This is a genomic window from Streptomyces sp. NPDC051822 (genome assembly GCF_044452745.1).
Taxonomy (GTDB): domain Bacteria; phylum Actinomycetota; class Actinomycetes; order Streptomycetales; family Streptomycetaceae; genus Streptomyces.
The window spans coordinates 135,915-156,237 of record NZ_JBITBZ010000009.1 but is presented as its reverse complement, the minus strand read 5'-3'; the positions used below and the strand labels follow the sequence as shown (position 1 = coordinate 156,237).

At 71.9% G+C, this 20,323-nt stretch carries 19 protein-coding genes; 14 read left to right on the top strand and 5 right to left on the bottom strand.

The genetic code is table 11. From position 1 onward, the window contains the following. The first annotated feature begins 47 nt into the window (after window positions 1-47). Complete coding sequence (locus tag ACIA8N_RS25825; protein WP_365778510.1) at window positions 48-620, top strand: TetR/AcrR family transcriptional regulator; 573 nt, start codon at window positions 48-50, stop codon at window positions 618-620. 146 nt (window positions 621-766) lie between these two features. Further along, on the top strand, window positions 767-2,929 hold the full coding sequence (locus ACIA8N_RS25820) for an MMPL family transporter (protein ID WP_365778512.1): 2,163 nt from the start codon (window positions 767-769) through the stop codon (window positions 2,927-2,929). 28 nt (window positions 2,930-2,957) lie between these two features. Here ACIA8N_RS25820 and ACIA8N_RS25815 read toward each other — a convergent pair whose 3' ends face one another. Then, entirely contained in the window at window positions 2,958-3,317 is a 360-nt protein-coding gene (locus ACIA8N_RS25815) for an SsgA family sporulation/cell division regulator (protein WP_365778514.1), read from the bottom strand. A 179-nt stretch (window positions 3,318-3,496) separates the two neighbouring features. On the opposite strand from ACIA8N_RS25815, the gene ACIA8N_RS25810 reads away from it, so the two are divergent. The 4 genes from ACIA8N_RS25810 to ACIA8N_RS25795 all read left to right on the top strand — a co-directional run bounded on the left by ACIA8N_RS25810 (window position 3,497) and on the right by ACIA8N_RS25795 (window position 7,341). Then, window positions 3,497-4,558: an energy-coupling factor ABC transporter permease gene (locus ACIA8N_RS25810; protein ID WP_365778516.1), complete on the top strand. Its 1,062-nt coding sequence runs from the start codon at window positions 3,497-3,499 to the stop codon at window positions 4,556-4,558. A 1-nt stretch (window position 4,559) separates the two neighbouring features. Next, window positions 4,560-5,321 carry a cobalt ECF transporter T component CbiQ gene (gene cbiQ, locus ACIA8N_RS25805; protein ID WP_365778518.1) on the top strand — a complete coding sequence of 254 codons (762 nt, stop codon included), beginning with the start codon at window positions 4,560-4,562 and terminating at the stop codon, window positions 5,319-5,321. After that, a complete protein-coding gene (locus ACIA8N_RS25800; protein WP_365778520.1) occupies window positions 5,318-6,064 on the top strand; it encodes an ABC transporter ATP-binding protein in 747 nt (248 codons plus the stop codon). The genes cbiQ and ACIA8N_RS25800 overlap by 4 nt, the downstream gene beginning before the upstream one ends. A 107-nt stretch (window positions 6,065-6,171) precedes the next feature. After that, entirely contained in the window at window positions 6,172-7,341 is a 1,170-nt protein-coding gene (locus ACIA8N_RS25795; RefSeq protein WP_365778522.1) for a serine hydrolase domain-containing protein, read from the top strand. Between the two features lie 9 nt (window positions 7,342-7,350). On the opposite strand, the gene ACIA8N_RS25790 is transcribed toward ACIA8N_RS25795, so the two are convergent. Then, a complete protein-coding gene (locus ACIA8N_RS25790) occupies window positions 7,351-7,968 on the bottom strand; it encodes a LysE family transporter (protein ID WP_365778524.1) in 618 nt (205 codons plus the stop codon). A 147-nt stretch (window positions 7,969-8,115) separates the two neighbouring features. On the opposite strand from ACIA8N_RS25790, the gene ACIA8N_RS25785 reads away from it, so the two are divergent. After that, window positions 8,116-8,898, top strand: coding sequence for an SDR family NAD(P)-dependent oxidoreductase (locus ACIA8N_RS25785; protein WP_365778526.1), 783 nt, complete (start codon window positions 8,116-8,118; stop codon window positions 8,896-8,898). A 35-nt stretch (window positions 8,899-8,933) separates the two neighbouring features. On the opposite strand, the gene ACIA8N_RS25780 is transcribed toward ACIA8N_RS25785, so the two are convergent. Together ACIA8N_RS25780 and ACIA8N_RS25775 are read right to left on the bottom strand one after the other, a co-directional pair. After that, window positions 8,934-9,455, bottom strand: a complete 522-nt coding sequence (locus tag ACIA8N_RS25780) for a YbaK/EbsC family protein (RefSeq protein WP_365778528.1) — start codon at window positions 9,453-9,455, stop codon at window positions 8,934-8,936. Between the two features lie 54 nt (window positions 9,456-9,509). Further along, window positions 9,510-11,159, bottom strand: a complete 1,650-nt coding sequence (locus ACIA8N_RS25775) for a penicillin-binding transpeptidase domain-containing protein (protein ID WP_365778530.1) — start codon at window positions 11,157-11,159, stop codon at window positions 9,510-9,512. Between the two features lie 256 nt (window positions 11,160-11,415). On the opposite strand from ACIA8N_RS25775, the gene ACIA8N_RS25770 reads away from it, so the two are divergent. Both ACIA8N_RS25770 and ACIA8N_RS25765 read left to right on the top strand, forming a co-directional pair. After that, window positions 11,416-11,943: a hypothetical protein gene (locus ACIA8N_RS25770; RefSeq protein WP_365778532.1), complete on the top strand. Its 528-nt coding sequence runs from the start codon at window positions 11,416-11,418 to the stop codon at window positions 11,941-11,943. A gap of 161 nt (window positions 11,944-12,104) precedes the next feature. Continuing rightward, entirely contained in the window at window positions 12,105-12,362 is a 258-nt protein-coding gene (locus tag ACIA8N_RS25765) for a lipopolysaccharide assembly protein LapA domain-containing protein (RefSeq protein WP_365778534.1), read from the top strand. A gap of 16 nt (window positions 12,363-12,378) precedes the next feature. Here ACIA8N_RS25765 and ACIA8N_RS25760 read toward each other — a convergent pair whose 3' ends face one another. Beyond that, window positions 12,379-14,124, bottom strand: coding sequence for a phospholipid carrier-dependent glycosyltransferase (locus ACIA8N_RS25760; RefSeq protein WP_365778536.1), 1,746 nt, complete (start codon window positions 14,122-14,124; stop codon window positions 12,379-12,381). 52 nt (window positions 14,125-14,176) lie between these two features. Between ACIA8N_RS25760 and rsmI the strand changes: the two genes are divergently transcribed. The 5 genes from rsmI (at window position 14,177) to ACIA8N_RS25735 (ending at window position 20,287) form a co-directional block, all read left to right on the top strand. Then, on the top strand, window positions 14,177-15,055 hold the full coding sequence (rsmI, locus tag ACIA8N_RS25755) for a 16S rRNA (cytidine(1402)-2'-O)-methyltransferase (RefSeq protein ID WP_365778538.1): 879 nt from the start codon (window positions 14,177-14,179) through the stop codon (window positions 15,053-15,055). Window positions 15,056-15,128: 73 nt separating this feature from the next. Next, the gene (locus ACIA8N_RS25750) at window positions 15,129-17,381 is read left to right on the top strand and encodes a VCBS repeat-containing protein (RefSeq protein WP_365778540.1); all 2,253 of its coding nucleotides are present in this window, start codon (window positions 15,129-15,131) and stop codon (window positions 17,379-17,381) included. A 174-nt stretch (window positions 17,382-17,555) separates the two neighbouring features. Next, window positions 17,556-17,975 carry a hypothetical protein gene (locus ACIA8N_RS25745; protein WP_359204389.1) on the top strand — a complete coding sequence of 140 codons (420 nt, stop codon included), beginning with the start codon at window positions 17,556-17,558 and terminating at the stop codon, window positions 17,973-17,975. A 74-nt stretch (window positions 17,976-18,049) separates the two neighbouring features. Continuing rightward, window positions 18,050-18,919 (top strand): TatD family hydrolase, encoded by an 870-nt coding sequence (locus ACIA8N_RS25740; RefSeq protein WP_365778542.1) that lies wholly within the window; start codon window positions 18,050-18,052, stop codon window positions 18,917-18,919. Window positions 18,920-19,021: 102 nt separating this feature from the next. Then, entirely contained in the window at window positions 19,022-20,287 is a 1,266-nt protein-coding gene (locus ACIA8N_RS25735) for a ubiquitin-like domain-containing protein (protein ID WP_365778544.1), read from the top strand. Window positions 20,288-20,323 lie beyond the last annotated feature (36 nt).

Below are 20,323 nucleotides of genomic sequence, written 5' to 3'. Positions count from 1 at the left end.
CTGTACGAAACCGTTTCGTTCGCTGATATCGATCGGAGGCGCCGGCCATGGCGCGCAGCAGACTCACTCCCGAGCGGGAGTCCGAGCTGTACGCGGCCGTGCTCGAGCTCCTCCGCGAAGTCGGCTACGACGCCCTCACCATGGACGCCGTCGCCGCCCGCACCCACTCCAGCAAGGCCACCCTCTACCGCCAGTGGGGGAGCAAGCCCGAGCTGGTCGCACGGGCGCTGCGGCACAACAAGCCGGCCGATCTCTCCGAGATCGACACCGGCTCGCTGCGCGGCGACTTCCAGGAGCTGATGGCGCGGACCGACGACTGCCAGATGGAGAAGGACTCCGCGCTGATGCGGGGTCTGGCCCATGCCGTCCACACCAACCCCGAACTGCACCGGGCGCTGCGCGAGCTGCTCATCGAACCCGAGATGAACGGCCTCGACGAAGTGCTGCGCCGAGCGGTCCGCAGGGGAGAGGTCGACGCCGCCAACCCGGCGCTGAAGCTCATTCCCCACATGCTGATCGGTGCGTTCGTCGCCAGACCGCTGATCGACGATCAGCCGGTCGACCGCGCGTTCCTCAGCGCCTATGTCGACGCCGTCGTGCTCCCCTCACTCGGCGTCTGAGCCCCAGAAGCACCTGCTCCATCTGCTTCAACTGCTCGATGGACCTGCTCCACCCGCTCCACCCCTCTCCACCTGACGTCGAACCGCTCACGCCGTCGGGCCGGCTCCCCATGTCCTGTCCCACCCCACACTGGGAGTACGCCCCCGTGGCCACGTTCCTGTACAAGCTGGGCCGTTCCGCCTTCCGGCGCCGACGGCTCGTCGCCCTCCTCTGGGTGGCCCTCCTGGCGATAGCCGGGATCGGCGCCGCCACCGCGCCCGCCCCCACCTCCGGCTCCTTCTCGATTCCCGGCACCGAGGCCCAGCGCGCCTTCGACCTGCTCGAAGAGCGGTTCCCCGGCGCCGGCGCCGACGGGGCCACGGCCCGCGTCGTCTTCAAGGCCCCCGAGGGCCAGAAGGTGACCGACCCGGCCCACAAGGCCGTCGTCGAGGAGACCGTCGCCGCGCTGAAGTCCGGCTCGGACCAGATCGTCTCGGTCGCCGACCCGTACACCGCGAAGGCCGTGTCGCAGAACGGCTCGACCGCCTACGTCTCCGTCGCCTACAAGGTCAACGCGATGGAGCTGACCGACGAGACGCGCGAGGCCCTGACCCAGGCCGGCGAGAACGCCCAGGGCAAGGGGCTGACCGTCGAGGTCGGCGGTGACGCCCTCCAGACGATGCCGGCGACCGGCGCGGGCGAGATCGTCGGCGTGATCATCGCCGGCATCGTGCTCGTCATGACCTTCGGCTCGCTCGTCGCCGCGGGGCTTCCGCTGCTCACGGCGATCATCGGCGTCGGCATCGGCGTCTCGTCGATCGCCGCGCTCGCGAACGTCCTCGACCTCGGCAGCACCACCTCGACCCTCGCGATGATGATCGGCCTCGCGGTCGGCATCGACTACGCCCTCTTCATCGTCTCCCGCTACCGCGCGGAGCTGGCCGAGGGCCGCGAGAAGGAGGACGCCGCGGGCCGTGCGGTCGGCACGGCGGGATCCGCCGTCGTCTTCGCCGGACTCACCGTCGTCATCGCCCTGGTCGGCCTGGCCGTCGTCAACATCCCGATGCTGACGAAGATGGGCTTCGCGGCCGCCGCCACGGTCGTCATCGCCGTACTGATCGCGCTCACCCTGATCCCGGCGCTGCTGGGCTTCGCCGGCGACAAGGTCATCGGCCGCAAGCAGCGCAAGGGCCTGAAGAAGGAGGCCGACGACAAGCCGAACGGCGGCACCCGCTGGGCCCGCCTCGTCATCCGCCGCCCCGTGACGGTGCTGCTCATCGGTGTCCTCGGACTGGGTGCGATCGCGCTGCCCGCCGCCTCCCTGGAGATGGGCCTCCCGGACGACGGCGTCAAGCCGACCTCCACCACCGAGCGCCGGGCCTACGACGCGCTCTCCGACGGCTTCGGCCCCGGCTTCAACGGCCCGCTGCTCGTCGTCGTCGACGGCGACAAGGCGGCCGCCGACAAGACGGTCTCCGCGATCAAGGGCCTCGAAGGCTGGGCGGCGGTCACCCCGGCGACCCCGAACAAGGCCGGCGACGCCGCCATGATCACCGTGGTCCCGAAGGACCGGCCGTCCTCGGTCGCCACCGAGACCCTCGTCCACGACATCCGTGACGCGACCGGCGACGACGTCCTCGTCACCGGCGCCACCGCGATGAACATCGACTTCTCGCAGAAGATGAACGACGCCCTGGTGCCGTACCTGGCCCTCGTCGTCGGCCTGGCCTTCCTGCTCCTGACCGTGGTCTTCCGCTCGATCCTCGTCCCCCTGAAGGCGGCCCTCGGCTTCCTGCTCTCGGTGGTCGCGGCCCTCGGCGCGGTCGTGGCGGTCTTCCAGTGGGGCTGGCTCGGCAGCCTCTTCGGGGTCGAGCAGACCGGCCCGATCATGTCGATGATGCCGATCTTCATGGTGGGTGTCGTCTTCGGTCTCGCGATGGACTACGAGGTCTTCCTCGTCACCCGCATGCGTGAGGCGTACGTCCACGGCGAGCGGCCCGGCGAGGCGATCGTGACCGGCTTCCGGCACAGCGCCCGGGTGGTCACCGCCGCCGCGGTGATCATGATCGCGGTCTTCTCCGGCTTCATCGGCATGACCGACCAGATGATCAAGATGATCGGCTTCGGCCTGGCCGTCGCGGTCCTCTTCGACGCCTTCGTGGTCCGGATGGCGATCGTCCCGGCCGTGCTTGCGCTCCTGGGCCACAAGGCCTGGTGGCTGCCGAAGTGGCTGGACCGGATCCTGCCGAACGTGGACGTGGAGGGCGAGGGTCTCGCGAAGCGCGACGAGGAGGCCGCCGGCTCGAAGCCGGACCTCGTCAAGGCCTGATCCCCCGTACCCGGTACCCCGTACGCCGTCAGTGTGTCGTCATCGACGCACCGGCGGCGTACGTGTGCCTGAGGAACCGGAGCAGCGCCGTGGTGTCGAACTGGACGACCGTGACGCCGTCGTTCGTGTGGAGCTCGACGATCGTCTGGACCCGGCCGCAGGGCCAGACCTCGACGTCGCCGCGGCGGGTCGGGGCGCGCAGGCCGGTCTCCAGGAGCGCGCGGGGGAAGGACCACTCGACGGCGCCGGGGAATCCGAGGCGGATCGTCGCGGGGGAGAACGCGGGGTCGTAACGCAGGGACACCGGGACCGGGCGGGAGAGCGGCGCGTCACTGATGATCCGTCCCTTGGCGTGGTCGTCGACTTCGGTTGCGTGCGCGCCGGCCATGGGAAGGCTCCTCACCTTTTGTCCTCTTATCTACTAATGTTCCACTTCTTCCCGGCGGGCGCGCGGCGCATGCCGGGAAGGCCGCGGGTGTGGGCGGGGTCACGTGCGACCGCCGCGCCGCCGTTCTGTGACCCGTGCGCTCTTGCAAGCTCTTCGCAAGAGCGCTCATCATTCGGTACGTGCATGTACCTGACGGATTCATCAACGCCCCCGTATCGGCCGTCGCCGGTGTCGTCGCCGCCGGCGCCGTCGCCGTGAGCCTGCGCGGAGCGCGGCGCGAACTCGGAGGCGCCCCCGGCGCCGAAGGCCACGGCGGAGACCGTACGGCCCCGCTCGCCGGGCTCGTCGCCGCCTTCGTCTTCGCCGTCCAGATGCTGAACTTCCCGGTCGCCGCCGGAACCAGCGGACACCTGCTCGGCGGCGCGCTCGCCGCGATCCTCGTCGGCCCCTGGACCGGCGTCCTGTGCATCGCCGTCGTCCTGCTCATGCAGGGCGTCCTCTTCGCCGACGGAGGCCTCACCGCCCTCGGCGTGAACATCACCGTCATGGGCGTCGTCACCGTCGTCGTCGCCTACGGGCTCTTCCGCGGCCTCGTCCTCGTGCTGCCCCGCACCCGCGCCTCGGTGACCGTGGCCTCCTTCGTCGCCGCGCTCGTCTCCGTACCGGCCGCGGCCGCCGCCTTCACCCTCGTCTACGCCGTCGGCGGCACCACCGACGTACCGCTGCCCAAGGTCCTGACCGCCATGGTCGGCGTGCACGTCCTCATCGGCATCGGCGAGGCCGTCATCACCATGCTGACCGTCGGCGCGGTCATCGCCGTCCGCCCCGACCTCGTGTACGGCGCCCGCGGCCTGACCGCGCCGCTCAAGCTCCGCGTCGACGGCGAACTGGTCGACGCGGCCCCCGCGGCCCCGGCGGCCGCGACCGGCGGCGGATCCCCGAGGAAGTTGTGGATCGGCGGGGTCGTCACCGCCCTCGTCCTCGCCGGCTTCGTCTCCTTCTACGCCTCCGCCAGCCCCGACGGCCTGGAGAAGGTCGCCGCCGACCAGGGCATCGACGCCAAGGCCGAGGAGCACGCCGCCGCCGGCTCACCGCTCGCCGACTACGGCGTCGAGGGCGTCGAGACCGCCCGCCTCTCCGGCGGCCTCGCCGGCGTCATCGGCGTGGGCGCGACCCTCGCCGTCGGCACGGGCGCGTTCTGGGTCGTACGCCGCCGCAGGGCCGCCGCCGCGGAGGCCTGACATGGGCGCAGGCCACGCCCACAGGCTCTACCGGCACGCGCACTCGCCGGTCCACCAGCTGCCCCCGCACACCAAGCTCGCCGCGGTCCTCGGCTTCGTCGTGGTCGTCGTCTCGACGCCCCGCGAGGCCGTCTGGGCCTTCGCCGGCTACGCCCTGCTCCTCGCGGCCGTGGCGGCGAAGGCCCGGATCCCGGCCGGCTTCCTGCTCAAGCGGCTGCTCATCGAGGTGCCGTTCGTCGCCTTCGCGCTGCTCATGCCGTTCGTCGTCCCCGGCGAGCGGACGACCGTCCTCGGGGTGTCCCTGAGCGTCCCCGGCCTCTGGGGCGCCTGGAACGTCCTCGCCAAGGGCACCCTCGGCGTCGCCGCCTCCGTGCTCCTCGCCTCCACCACCGAGCTTCGCGCCCTGCTCCTCGGCCTCCAGCGCCTGAAGCTGCCCCCGCTGCTCGTCCAGATCGCGTCCTTCATGATCCGGTACGGCGACGTCATCACCGACGAGATGCGCCGGATGTCCGTCGCCCGCCGCTCGCGCGGCTTCGAGGCACGGGGCGTCCGCCACTGGGGGGTCCTCGCCAAGTCGGCGGGCGCGCTCTTCATCCGCTCGTACGAACGCGGGGAACGGGTCCACCTCGCCATGCTCAGCCGTGGCTACACGGGCACCATGCCGGTCCTCGACGAGGCGACCGCCACCCGCGCGCAGTGGGCGTACGCCGCCGCGCTGCCGCTCACCGCACTCCTGATCTGCCTCCTGGGATGGACCCTATGACCGCCGCCCCTTCGCTCGAGGTGCACGGCCTCGCCTACGCGTACCCCGACGGCCACCAGGCCCTGTTCGGCGTCGACCTGACCGTCGGGCGCGGCGAACGGGTCGCCCTCCTCGGCCCCAACGGCGCCGGCAAGACCACCCTGGTCCTGCACCTCAACGGCATCCTCACCGGCGGCGCGGGCACGGTCGCCGTCGCCGGCCTCCCCGTCGGCAGGAAGCACCTCGCCGAGATCAGGCGCAAGGTCGGCATCGTCTTCCAGGACCCCGACGACCAGTTGTTCATGCCGACCGTCCGCGAGGACGTGGCCTTCGGCCCCGCGGCGGCGGGCCTGCGGGGCGCCGAACTCGACGCCGCCGTCCGCAGGGCCCTCGAACGCGTCGGGATGGCGGAGTACGCCGACCGGCCGCCGCACCACCTGTCCTTCGGGCAGCGGCGCCGGGTCGCCGTCGCGACCGTCCTCGTCATGGAGCCCGAGATCCTCGTCCTCGACGAACCGTCCTCCAACCTCGACCCGGCCTCGCGCCGCGAACTCGCCGACATCCTCAGGGGGCTCGACGTCACCGTCCTGATGGTCACCCACGACCTGCCGTACGCCCTGGAGCTCTGCCCGCGCGCGGTGATCCTCAGCGAGGGCGTCATCGCCGCCGACGGGCAGACCCGCGAGATCCTCACCGACGAGGAGCTGATGGCACGGCACCGCCTTGAGCTGCCGTTCGGCTTCGTGCCCGGCTCCGTGGCCTGACCGCGTCGCCCGACCCCGGAATCCGGCCCTCACCCGCCGCGTTGCACCATGGGAGCCGGTCGTACGAGAGGTCGTACAAAAGGTCGGACAAAGGGAGAGTGGGTCGGGTGGACGTCCAGGGCACGGTGGCGGCGGGCTGGGAGCCGGTCAGGGACGCGTTCCTGCGCAACTTCGAGCAGCGCGGTGAGCGCGGCGCGGCCGTCGCCGTCCACCGGGACGGCGTCGAGGTCGTCGACCTGTGGGCGGGCAGCCGCGACGTGGACGGCACGGATCCGTGGACGGCGGACACCGCCCAGGTCGTGCGCTCCGCCACCAAGGGCGTCGCCGCCGCCGTACCCCTGCTCCTGCACCAGCGTGGCCTGCTCGACCTGGACGCCCCGGTCGCCGCGTACTGGCCCGACTTCAAGGCGGCGGGCAAGGAGCGGGTGACCGTACGGCAGCTCCTCGCGCACCGTGCCGGCGTCCCCGCCCTCGACCGCCCCCTCACGCTCGCCGAGGCGACCGACCTGCCGACGGCCATCGCCGCCATCGCCGCCCAGGCCCCCTTCTGGGAGCCCGGCACCGGGCACGGCTACCACGCCCACACCTTCAGCTGGCTGCTCTCCGGCCTGGTCCACCAGGTCACCGGCCGCACCATCGGCAGCTGGGTCGCCGAGGAGATCACGGGCCCCCTCGGCCTCGACCTGTGGATCGGACTGCCCGACGCACAGGCCCACCGGGTCGGCCGGCTCGGCCCCGTCGAGGAGATCGACCCGCCCGGCGGCGGCGCCCTCAGGCTCCGCCCCAAGCGCTCCGTCTCCGAGGCGTACGAGAACCCCGACTCCCTCACCCGGCGCGCCTTCGGGGCCATCGCCCCCAAGCCCGACGAGAACGACCCCGCCTACCGGGCCGCCGAACTGCCCGGCTCTGCCGGAGTGGCCACCGCCCGCGCCCTCGCCGGCTTCTACGCGTCCACCCTCGGCCCGGTGAACGGCGCCGCACGCCTCTTCACCCCCGACACCCTCACCCTCGCCGGGACCGAGGAGTCGGCGGGCCCGGACCAGGTGCTGCTCGTCGGCACCCGCTTCGGCCCCGGCCACATGCTGCACGGCCCGGCCTCCCCGCTCCTCGGCCCGTCCTCTTTCGGCCACCCCGGCCGCGGCGGCTCGCTCGGCTTCGCGGACCCCGACTCCGGCATCGCCTTCGGGTACGTCACCAACGGCATGCGCAAGACGGTGACGGCGGACCCCCGCGCCCAGGCCCTGGTGCGGGCGGTGCGGGCCGCGGCCGCCGATTAGTACGGGAGGTCAGGCGGCGGACGGCGTGAACGCGAGGACCATGCCGAGCCCGACGAGCACGCTGCCGATGACCTTGTTGAGCACGGTCTGCTTGCGGAGCAGCCGGGCGCGCAGGCTCTCCTGGGAGAACAGCACCGCGGCGAGGCCGAACCACACCAGGTGCGCGAACGACATGAACAGGCCGTAGCCGACCTGCTGGAGGACGGGCGTCTCGGCGCTGACGACCTGGGTGTACGTGCTCAGCACGAAGAGCATCGTCTTGGGGTTGAGCGCGTTCGTCAGGAACCCGGTCCGCAGCGCCCCCGCCTTCGACAGTCCGGCGTCGCCCGACAGGTCGACGTCCACCTGCGACCTGGTGACGAAGGTCTTGTATCCGATGTAGACGAGGTAGGCGGCGCCGATCAGCTTCATCGCGGTGAACAGCATCGGCGAACCCGACACCAGAAGGCCCACGCCGAGCATCGTGTACGTGACGTGCACGAGCACGCCGAGCGCGATCCCGACGGCCGCGAGGACCCCCGCCGTCCGCCCGTACAGATAGCTGTTGCGGACCGTCATGGCGAAGTCCGCGCCGGGGCTGATGACAGCCAGAACCGTGATGATCGCGACGGCGATCAGCTGAGCCATGTTCCCGTTCCCCCCGCCCGCGCGCGTCCCGCGCCTCAGGACGGCCCCGTGACGCTAGTCGATCAACGGTTGCCGCGCGAGGGGCAGGTGACAGAGTCGCGTGCATGGGCATGGGCGCGGGCGCGCCTTCGATGTTGAGATCACCCCATGGAACTCACCCGACGGTTCGACGGATACACGGCACTGGTCACCGGCGCGGCGCGCGGCATCGGCGCGGCCACCGCCCGGCGCCTGGCGGCGGAGGGCGCCAGGGTCCTTCTCACCGACATCGACGAGGAGGAGGCGGGGAGGACGGCGGCCGGCATCCCGGGGGCGGTGGCCCTGCGCTGCGACGTCGGTGACCGGGCCTCGGTCGAGGCGGCGGTCGCGTACGCGGTGGAGCACCTCGGCGGCCTCGACGTCCTCGTCAACAACGCCTTCGGCCCCGTCGCCCCCGACCGGGACCGCTTCGAGGACGAGCCGGACGAGGTCTGGACCGGCCAGCACGACGTCACCTTCATGGGAGCCGTCCGCTGCTCCCGGGCGGCGCTGCCGCACCTGGCCGCGGCCGGCGGGCGCGGGGCGATCGTCAGCATCGGCTCCGTCAACGCCGAGGCGGACTTCGGCGGCCACGCGTACAGCGCGGCGAAGGCCGGCCTGGCGTCCCTCACCCGCACCCTGGCGGGCGACGCGGCCCCGCGCGGGGTCCGCGTGAACCAGATCAACCCGGGCACGATCGCGACGACCGGGTGGGCGGGCAGGGAACCGGACCTGTCGGCCCTCGCCGACCGGGTCTACCCGCTGGGCCGCGTCGGCACCCCCGAGGACGTGGCCGCGGCCGTCGCCTTCCTCGCCTCCCGGGACGCCTCGTGGATCACGGGTACGGTCCTCCGCGTGGACGGCGGCCTGCTCGCGGTGAACACGCACTTCGCGGAGGTCCTGGGTGGGTGATGCGGCGACGAGGACCCGCGAGGGTGACGAGCGGGTCAGGCCGAGGGCCCGTGGGCGTCCACCGAAGCGTCGGCGGCCTGCTCCCGGACGTCCACCAGGACGCCTCCGGCGTGCGCCACGAGGGACTTCGGGTCCATCGCGAAGACCGTGCGCGGGGTGCCCGCCGCCGCCCACACCACGTCGTGGTCGAGGATGCCCCGGTCGGCGAGGACCCGGGTCCGGGTCCTGTGCCCGAACGGCGGGACGCCCCCGATCGCGTACCCGGTGGTCTCCCGGACCACCCTCGGGTCGGCCCGGGTGACCTTCGCCGCGCACAGTTCCCGCCGTACCCGCTCGACGTCCACCCGCGAGGCGCCGTCCATGAGGACGAGGACGGGCACCCCGTCGGCGGCGAAGATCAGCGACTTCACGATCTCGGCGACCTCGCAGCCGATTGCCTCGGCGGCCTGCTGCGCGGTGCGGGTGTCCTCCGGGAAGCGGCGGACCTCGACGTCGAGGCCCAGCTCCTGGAGCGCGGCGGCGAACTGGGGGTTGGCGGGGGAGTTCTCAGCGGTCATGGCCCGACGCTAGCGGTAGCCGTACGGGCCGGGCGACGGCGTTCCGACGCGTGGTCAGCCCGCCTTCAGAACCGCCGCCACCACCGGACCCGCCGCGTCGCCGCCGTGGCCGCCCTCCTGGACGACCGCCGCCGCCGCGAGGTCGCCGGAGTAGCCGGTGAACCAGCTGTTGGACTTGCCCTGGCTGTCGACCTCGGCGGAGCCGGTCTTGGCGCCCTTGGGGAAGGGGACGCCGGCCATCGCTTCCGTCGCCGTCCCGTCCGCCGCGGTCGCCGCCGCGTTCATCATCTTCTGCAGCCCCAGGGCGACCTCGGAGGAGAGCCGTTCGGCCTTGGCGAACTCCCGGTCGTCGAGCGACTTCGCCACCAGGTACGGCTGGAGGAATCCGCCGTTCTTCACGGTCGCGGAGAGCGAGGCGACGTTCAGGGCGCTCATCGTGATCTTGCCCTGGCCGATGTACGAGGCGGGCGTGTCACTCCCGGCCGACTCGGGGACGCTGCCGTCCGCCGCCGGGACACCCACCTCCCAGACCTGGCCGATGCCGAAGGAGTCGCGGGCCGTGGTGCCGAGGGCGGTGTCCGCGATGTTCTTGTCGGCGAGGGGCGGCACCGCCTTGATGAAGGCGGTGTTGCAGGAGCGGCGGAACGACTCGGTGAGGGTTCCGTCGGTGATGCTGAACTTGTCGAGGTTCTGGAAGGTGCTGCTCCTCGACACGACGGTGGAAGGACACTCGACCTTGGTATTGGGCGTCGCGAGGCCGTTCTGCATCATCATCGCCGCCGTGACGATCTTCATCGTCGAGCCGGGGGCCTGAGCGCCCCGGAACGCGATGTTGTACTCGGTGGCCGGGCTGTTGGCGACCGCGCGTATCGCGCCCGTGGACGGCTCGATCGCGGCCACCGAGGCGTTCCCGTACGTCTTGACCGCCTTCTCGGCCGCCGCCTGCACGTCCGCGTCGATGGTCGTCTTCAGCGTGCCGGGCGTCCCCTTCTGCAGGACGAGGAGGGTGGAGTCGGCGACGGTCTCGCTGCCCGTGTCGATCCACGTCTCGATCCCGGCCGTGCCGCCCGCCTTGGCCCCGTACCGCTCGCGAAGGGTGTCGAGGATCGGTCTCAGCGAGGGGTACTTCTCCGCCGTCAGCTCCTTGCCGTTCCGGTCGACGGCCTTCACGGAGGCCGTCTCCGCCTCGCCCGTGCGCAGCGTGGCCTCTGCGGTGGTCAGCTTCGGGTGGAGCACGGACGGCGCCCACTTCACCAGTGGCCGGCCGGTCGTCGTCCCGCGGACGACGGTCAGTTCGGAGGCGTACGACCAGGGCTTCGACACGCCGTTGTAGGTGACGGTCGCCTTCACCGTGAAGGGGACCTTCTCGCCGACGGGCGCCCCGGGCGTGATGGTGGCCTCCGTGACGCTCGCGCCCTCCCGGTAGGCCGCCACGGCGGGCTCGGCCGTGACCGGGTCGTTCGTCAGCTGGCCCGCCTTCTCCGGTTCCCCGGCGGCCCAGGCGGCCAGGAAGTCCCGCGCGGTGGTCGTGACCTCCTCGGCGGTGACGGGCCCTGTCTTCGGTGCGTCGTTCGACGCGGTGTTCACGGACGAGTCGCCGCCGCCCGTGATCCCGTTCCACAGGTTGTAGCCCCCGTACCCGACGCCGCCCGCCACGACGGCGAACACGCCCCCGACGATCGCGACCTTTGCTCCACTGCGCATGACTGCGTTCCCCTCCCCAGGTGACCGTCCAGTCAAGCAGTGTCGCTATGGTGTGTCGAGCAACTATCGCGATATCTGTCACACCCGCCCCACGGGTGGCGGTCCGCGTGCGCGAAGAGCAAATCTTTCAGCCAGGCACTTAGTGCGAAAATAAGCTGAGTTCTCTCGACGGGAAGACCCCCACTGGACCAAGCTGTCCCCAACAGGCCTTCACTCAGGCCACATTGGCCACTTCTGGACAGCCTCGGGGGGCAACATGTCAGGCATCACCAGGCGTTGGACGGCGCGCATAGCGGGCGTCGCCGCCACGGCGACGCTGATCGTCGGCGGGACGACCAGCACCTCGTTCGCCATCGAGAACCCGCCCAACGTCAACCTCACCGCCAACTTCGCGGTGGTCGCGACCACGCACCCGGACACCACGGGCTGCAACGGCTACAAGGTGACCGGCACGGGCACCGCGACGGGCAACCCGAGCGCCGGAGTCTGGTCGCAGACCGAGGACGCGTGTACCGCGACGATCCCGGGCAAGTACGAGATCAAGGGCACGGCGATGATCACCGAGCCCGACGGTGACAAGTTCAAGATCAGCTACCACCTCACCGCGCCGCTGACGGGGGACACGATGGTCTACCCGACCGGCACGTTCTCGATCCTGCGCGGCGAGGGCCTCTACGAGGACGCGACCGGCAGCGGCACGATGAAGGCCACGGTCAACCTGCTCGACCATGACCACGTCACCGCCAACCTGTCGGGATACCTGCGCTTCTACTGGCAGATCTGATCCCCCGGCCCCCGGCGACGAAGCCGGCTCCCCCGCGACAGGGGAGCCGGCTTCCGCCGTCCCGGGCCGTCTGCCGAGCGCGCCCCGGAGCTGCCCGCGGCTACGGCGCCGGCGGGCGACCCGGGTCGCCCACCCGGACCGATCCACCGATAATTGGCCGTATGACCGAGAAAACCGCAAAAGCGCACGGACCGTCCACGGTGACGGTCAAAGGGCGGGACATGCGGCTGCGCACCATCGGCTTCATCGTTCTGGCAGGCCTGGCCATCTGGTTCATCGCGGCCAACACCGGATCCGTCACCATCAAGCTCTGGGTCCCCACCGTGACGCTCCCCCTGTGGATCGTCCTGACGGTCACCCTGCTCGTCGGGATCCTCCTCGGCCTGATCATCGCCCGACGTCGCGCCGCTCGGCGATAGCCGTTCGATTTCCCCGCTACACCCAGGTGTCCAGCCACATCCGGCCGCGCCACTGGTCTATCGGGATCGGCGTGCCCGTGTAGATCGGCCAGAAGTAGATGAAGTTCCAGACGATCAGCAGGACCAGGCAGCCCGCAGCCACCGCCCCGAACGTGCGCCGTCTCTCCGACGAGCCCGCCGGGCCGATGATCGCGCCCAGCATCATCGCCACCGCCAGACACAGGAACGGCACGAAGACGACCGCGTAGAAGAGGAAGATCGTGCGTTCCTGGTAGATGAACCAGGGGACCCAGCCGGCCGCGATGCCGCAGGCGATGGCCCCCGCGCGCCAGTCGCGGCGGAACGCCCAGCGCCAGAGCACGTACAGGATCGCGAAGCAGGCCGCCCACCACAGGAGCGGGGTGCCGAGGGCCAGGACCTCCTGGGCGCACTTCTCCTTCGTGGTGGCCGGGCAGCCGGCCGTGCCGGGGGCAGGGGACTCGTAGAAGTACGAGACGGGGCGGCCGAGGACGATCCACGACCAGGGGTTCGACTCGTACGTGTGCGGCGACGTCAGGCCGACGTGGAACGTGTACACCTCGGACTCGTAGTGCCACAGGCTGCGCCACCACTCCGGCATCCAGCTCCACGTACCGCCCCCGCCGGGGAGCTTGTCCTGCTTGGCGGCCCAGTCGCGGAAGTAGCCCTTGTCGCTGACGATCCAGCCCGTCCAGGTCGCCAGGTACGTGCCGATCGCCACCGGCACCACCGACACGAACGCCGGCAGCAGGTCCTTCTTCAGCACCGCGAGGTGCGGGCGGACGGCGCCCGCCGTGCGCCGGCCCGCCACGTCCCACAGGACCGTCATCAGGCCGAACGCGGCCATGACGTACAGGCCGTTCCACTTCGTCGCCGCCGCGAGGCCCAGCATCACACCGGCCGCGATCCGCCACGGCCGCCAGCCGAGCCGCAGGGTCTCCGCGATCTCCCCGTCGGGCCGGAGCACCCCCTCCTCGTCCTCGGGGAGCGCGTCCGCGAGCCGCTTCCGGACCCGGTCGCGGTCCACGACGAGGCAGCCGAACGCGGCGAGCACGAAGAACATCAGCACCTGGTCGAGGAGCGCCGTGCGGCTCATCACGAAGTGCAGTCCGTCGACCGCGAGCAGCAGACCCGCCAGACAGCCCAGGAACGTCGAGCGGAACAGCCGCCTGCCGATCCGGCACAGCATCAGGACGGACAGCGTGCCGAGCAGCGCCACCATGAAGCGCCAGCCGAACGGCTCGAAACCGAAGATCTTCTCGCCGACGCCGATGACCCACTTGCCCATCGGGGGATGGACGACGTACCCCGGGTCGGTCGGTACGAGGACCGACCCCGGGTCCTTCAGGATCGTCTTGTCGATGTCCTTCGGCCACGCCCCCTCGTACCCCTGGTTGATCAGGGCCCAGGAGTCCTTGGCGTAGTACGTCTCGTCGAATATCACCGCGTTCGGCTTGCCCAGGTTCCAGAACCTCAGCAGGCCCGCGACGGCCGTGACCAGGAGCGGACCGCCCCAGGCCATCAGCCGCCACAGCCGCTCGGAGGGGCCCGGGCCGAGGCCGAGGAGCGACCACACGCGGGCGGACGGGCGGGTGTACGCGGGGACGAGCCGCTCCCGCAGCCCGATGGGTGCGGCGCTTCCGGCGGGCGGCGAATAGCCGAAACGCCGCAGCCGCTGTTGCCACGAAGAGGGCTCTGCCACGGCGTGCCGGCCCTCCAGGGTCTCGGGTGCGGTACTGGTCACCGCGCCATCGTAGGGAACGCGCCTGTGCACGTCGCCTCTCCGGGCTGGGAGGATGGTCCGTGTGACAGGAACGCTGGTACTCGCAGGGACCCCCATCGGTGACATCGCGGACGCACCGCCACGACTCGCCACCGAACTGGTGAACGCGGACATCGTGGCCGCGGAGGACACCCGGAGGCTGCGCGGGCTCACCCGCGCGCTCGGCATCCACACCACGGGCCGGGTCGTCTCCTACTTCGAGGGCAACGAGTCCGCCCGTACGCCGGAGCTGGTCGAGGCCCTGGTCGGCGGCGCCCGGGTGCTGCTCGTGACCGACGCGGGCATGCCGTCCGTCTCGGACCCCGGCTACCGGCTCGTCGCCGCCGCCGTCGAGCAGGACATCAAGGTGACGGCCGTCCCCGGCCCGTCCGCCGTGCTCACCGCGCTCGCCCTCTCCGGGCTGCCCGTGGACCGCTTCTGCTTCGAGGGCTTCCTGCCGAGGAAGGCGGGCGAGCGCCTCGGACGGCTGCGCGAGGTCGCCGACGAGCGGCGCACCCTCGTCTACTTCGAGGCGCCGCACCGGCTCGACGACACGCTCGCCGCGATGGCCGAGGTCTTCGGCGCCGAGCGGCGCGCCGCCGTCTGCCGCGAGCTGACCAAGACGTACGAGGAGGTCAAGCGCGGCCCGCTGGCCGAGCTCGCCGCCTGGGCGGCCGAGGGCGTACGGGGTGAGATCACCGTCGTCGTCGAGGGCGCCCCGGAGACCGGCCCGGCCGAGCTCGACGCCGAGGAACTGGTGCGCAGGGTGCGGGTGCGCGAGGAGGCGGGCGAGCGGCGCAAGGAGGCCATCGCGGCGGTCGCCGCCGACGCCGGGCTGCCCAAGCGCGAGGTGTTCGACGCGGTGGTCGCGGCGAAGACGGCGGCGGGCGCGGGGCCGGCCGCGAAGGGCTGACGTTCCCCCGCGGAGCCGGTCCGCGACTCCGTACGAAGAATCGAAAGATCTCGTACAACCACTCGACCCGATCATGAGTCTGAACTGGCACGGCACTCCCCGTCGTGTCCGTTCCTTCTCGTGGGGGTTCACCTTGCAGTTCCGCTCGACCCGTCTCGCGCTGGCCGTCACCGCCGTCCTCGCCGCCACGGCACTCGGCGCCGGCACCCTGGCCACGGCCCCTAGCGCTTTCGCCGCGGGCACGGCCGCGGCCTCGACCGAGCAGGCCGCCGCGACGCTGCCCGTCTACCCCGAGGGCTCCACCGCCGGTGGCGTGGGCACCTCCGGCTTCCTCAGCTTCTCGTTCGACGCCGACAGCAACCGGAAGCTGCTCTGGACTTCGTACGAAGGCACCCGCACCTCGCTCGGGTCTCCGACCGGTTGGGCCACGGGGGCCGGTGACGTGGTCGTCCTCGGGGACGAGAACTGGATCTACGAGATGCAGTCGCTCACGCTGCGGAACATGGCCGAACCGTCCGCCCCGGGCGTCGCCATCGACCTGCGCGCGCTGAACGGCAAGTACGTCGCCGTGCTCAGCCCGACCAGCGTGCTCGCGCAGCTGACCACGCAGGCAGGCGTCGAACTGCACGTCGTCAGCAAGGACGGCGGCACGACGACCACCCGCAAGATCGCGGGGCTGCCCGCGGACGCCACCGAATTCTTCGGCTCGACGGCCCAGAACGGTCACGTCCTCGTCGGGTACGAGAAGGGCCCGGCGGACCTGCGGACCGGCGGCCGGGCCCTGGTCGACGTGGCGGCCGGGACGGTGACCGAGACGTACGCCTCCGCCGAGTCCGGGCGCGGCTTCGGCGGCCTGCAGTTCTCCGCTTCGCACGTCGCCTGGTACGAGGTCGAGAGCGGCGTCGGCGGCGTCATCGTCTCCGTCGACCGCAAGACGCGCGAGGCGAAGCGGACCGTCCTGGGCGGCCACACCTCCCTCACCGCGCTCGTGGGTGACTGGGTGGTGTACGGCCACCCCACGACGCCCGTCCGGGCCGTCTCCCTGACCACGGGCGAGAGCCGCGACCTCCTGCAGTACGGCTCGGAAGCGCTGGGCGCGAGCGACGGCACCGTGGTGGTGCACGGAACGCGGTCCGCCGACGACGAGGGCCTGTTCCGGATCGCCGCCGCGGCGGACGGCGCCCCGACGGTCACCAAGGTGGCCGAAGAGGGCCCGCTGCCCGCGCTGACGATCCAGGAGACCCACGTCCCCGACGCGGTGAACCTCGACCAGACCGGCGGCAAGGCGACGCTGGCGTGGACCCTCTCGGACCGAGAGGCCTACGTGGACGTCACGCTCACGCACACCGTCACGGGCAAGGAGTTCCGTACGCGCGTGAACGCCCCCGCCGAGGGCACCCGGTTCTCCTTCACCTGGGACGGCACCATCGGCGGCGTGGACGCCCCGAACGGCACGTACGGGGTGGAGGCCGAGGCGACGTCGCTCGACGGCACCGGGGAGCCCGCCTACCAGGGCTGGCTCATGAACGTGACCCGCACCGCCAACCCGCACGACTACAGCGACAACGGCTCCACGGACCTCCTCGCCCGTGACTCCGCCGGCGACCTGTGGCGCGACGACCTGCGGGACCGGCCGGCCGACGGCAAGACCGTCTCCACCGGGCGCACCAAGGCCGGCAACGGCTGGCAGACGTACAAGCAGATCGAGGCCGTCGGCAACATCGCGGGCAACGGGGTCGGCGACCTGGTCGCCGTCGACGGCGCCGGTGCGCTGTACCACTACCTCGGCAAGGGCGACGGCACGTTCACGGCCCGCCAGAAGGTCGGCACGGGCTGGCAGATCTACAACAAGCTCGCCGGCGGCTCGGACCTCAACGGCGACGGCCGCGCCGACCTCGTGGCCACGGACGCCTCCGGTGTCCTGTGGTTCTACAAGGGCCCGGGTTCCACGACCGCGCCCTACGCGGCCCGCGTGCGCGTCGGCGGCGGCTGGCAGATCTACAACCACATCACCGCCCTCGGCAACATCGCCGGTACGGCCTCCGGTGACCTCGTCGCCCGCGACACGGACGGTGTCCTCTGGCTGTACCAGGGCAACGGCACCGGCGGCTTCGCCCCGCGCGTGCGGATCGGCGGCGGCTGGAACGTCTTCACCCAGCTGGTCGGCGCCGGTGACATCGACAACGACGGCCGCCCGGACATGATCGCGTACGGCTCGGGCGGCACCTCCGTCTACCGCTCGACCGGCTCCGTCACCGCCCCCTTCAGCCGTCAGACGACGACGCTGTACGCGGGCGAAGGGACCAAGTTCAACAGCGTCGTGTAGCGATTTACGCGGTGATTTACGCTGATAGGTAAAGCCGAACCCGGCGCCGGGACATTTTTCCTTGGGCGCTTGGCAAGGGGGAGCCATGGAGGGCCAAGAACCCTCCATGGTTCGGCCCCCGCTGATGCGCTCCGGCCCGAAAAGGCGTCCACTGATCAGTGGAGAGGAGCTGGCATGAGCGAGATCACCGGCACCGGCATATCCGTCGCCCATGAGGCGTACGCCTTCGCCTGTATGCGCTGTGGATACGGCTGGGAGCAGGCGTACGACATCGAGCACCACGTCGACGCCGCCGGCCAGGAATTCGTCGTCTACAAGGCCGAAGGGGAGCGGGTCCCGTCCCCGCTGTCCAGCCCCACCTGCATGAACTGCGGCGGTCACGTCGTGCGGATCATGCGGGCCGGGCAGGTGTCGTCGGTGCTCGACCTGATCGCCGCGACGGAGAAGCACCAGCAGGGCGCGCGGGCGACCAAGCCCGTCTCGATGGCCGGTCCCATCGGGCAGGAGCTCACCGAGGACGACCCCGAGAGTCCCCCGGTACCGCACCACTGGCACCTCTCGGACCTCCTGCATCCTTTCCGCCACCACAAGTAAGGCGCCGACGACGCAGGGCTTCGGCGGCGTAAGCCCTTGGCGACGGCACTCATCGCCCTCGTACGATCGGGGGCATGAGTGCCAAGGACGCCCCGCCGCCGCTGCCCGAACCCCTCCTCGTGGAGGTCGCGGACTCGCACACCCACCTGGACATGCAGTCGGGGACCGTCGAGGAGGCCCTCGTCAAGGCCGCCGCCGTCGGGGTCACCACGGTCGTGCAGGTCGGCTGCGACGTGAAAGGCTCCCAGTGGGCCGCCGAGACCGCCGCCGCCCACGAGCACGTGCACGCGGCCGTCGCCCTGCACCCCAACGAGGCCCCCCGGATCGTCCTCGGCGACCCCGACGGCTGGTCCCGGCAGGGCGCCCGCGAGGGCGGCGGCGACGCGGCCCTCGACGACGCGCTGGCCGAGATCGACCGCCTCGCCGCCCTCCCGTACGTCCGCGGCGTCGGCGAGACCGGCCTCGACTTCTTCCGCACCGGCCCCGAGGGCATCGCCGCGCAGGAGCGTTCCTTCCGCGCCCACATCGAGATCGCCAAGCGGCACGGCAAGGCGCTCGTCATCCACGACCGCGAGGCCCACGCCGACGTCCTGCGCGTACTCGACGAGGAGGGCGCCCCCGAGCGGACCGTCTTCCACTGCTACTCCGGCGACGCCGCCATGGCCGAGATCTGCGCCGCCAAGGGCTACTACATGTCCTTCGCCGGCAACGTCACCTTCAAGAACGCCCAGCACCTGCGGGACGCCCTCGCCGTCGCCCCCCTCGAACTCGTCCTCGTCGAGACGGACGCCCCCTTCCTCACCCCGGCGCCCTACCGCGGCCGCCCCAACGCCCCGTACCTGATCCCGGTCACCGTGCGGGCGATGGCCGAGGTCCGCGGGATCGGGGAGAACGAGCTCGCCGAGGCCCTCGCCGTGAACACGGCCCGCGCCTTCGACTACTGAGCCCCCTGTACCGATCCCCTGACCGACCGCTCCATAACGATTACGTTTCGTGGTCGAGTCGTCCGGCTGCGTGACCGGGGCCGGGGCTAGGGTCCCGGCCTCGTGAGTACTTCCCAGGGCAGTCACCGGGCCGGACGGCGCGGCGCGGCGGTCACCCTCCCCGTCCACGAGCAGCAGACCCTCGCGGCGCCGCTCGTCGTCCCCGGGCAGGGGTCCCGCACCGGGTCCCGGCGCGCCGCACGCCGCCGCAAGGCCGCCGGGTCCGCCGGCTCCGCCGGAGAGGGGCTGCGGCGACTCGTCCCGCAGGCCCTCGTCGTCGCCTTCCTCGCCGGCGGCACCAGCGCGTTCGTCGCCGACGACAAGGCCGTCCGGCTCTCCGTCGACGGCGTCCCGCGCACCCTCCACACCTTCGCCGACGACGTCCACGAACTCCTCGCCGACGAAGGCGTCGCCGTCGGCGCCCACGACATCGTCGCGCCCGCCCCCGCCGAGGCGCTGGCCAACGGGGACGAGATCGTCGTCCGCTACGGCCGCCCGGTCGCCCTCACCCTCGACGGGCGGCGCCGCCAGGTGTGGACCACCGCCCGCACCGTCGAGGGCGCGCTGCGCCAGCTCGGGGTCCGCGCCGAGGGCGCCTACCTCTCGGTCTCCCGAGGAGCCGCCATCTCACGCCAGGGCCTCGCCCTCGACGTGCGCACCGAGCGCACGATCACCTTCCTCGCCGACGGGCGCGAGCGGACCGTCAGGACGAACGCCGCGACCATCCGGGAGGCTCTCGCCGAGGCCGGGATCACCCTCTCCGGGCAGGACGCCACCTCCGTCGCCCCCGGCTCCTTCCCCCGCGACGGCCAGACGGTGAACGTGCTGCGGATCACCGGCTCCAAGCAGGTACGGGAGGAGGCGATCCCGTACGCCGTCGAGCGCACCCGCGACCCCGAGCTGTTCACCGGCACCGAGGTCGTCGAACGGCAGGGCGTGCACGGCGTCCGCCGGGTCACGTACAGCCTGCGCACCGTCAACGGCGTCCGGCAGAAGCCCCGCAGGACCGGCGAGGAGATCGTCCGCGAACCGGTCTCCCGGCAGGTACGCGTCGGGACCCGGCCGCTTCCCACCTCCGTCGCGGGCGCCGACGGCCTCGACTGGGGCGCGCTCGCCGCCTGCGAGTCCGGCGGCCGGCCGAACGCCGTCGACCCTTCGGGGACGTACGGCGGGCTCTACCAGTTCGACCCCGGCACCTGGCGCTCCCTCGGCGGCAGCGGAGTCGCCCAGAACGCGCCCGCCGCCGAGCAGACCTTCCGGGCCAAGAAGCTGTACGTGCAGCGGGGGGCGAGCCCGTGGCCCCACTGCGGCCGGCGGCTGCACGGGTGAGACGGGGTGAGTAGTAGGGCTGCCCCACCCGTGCCC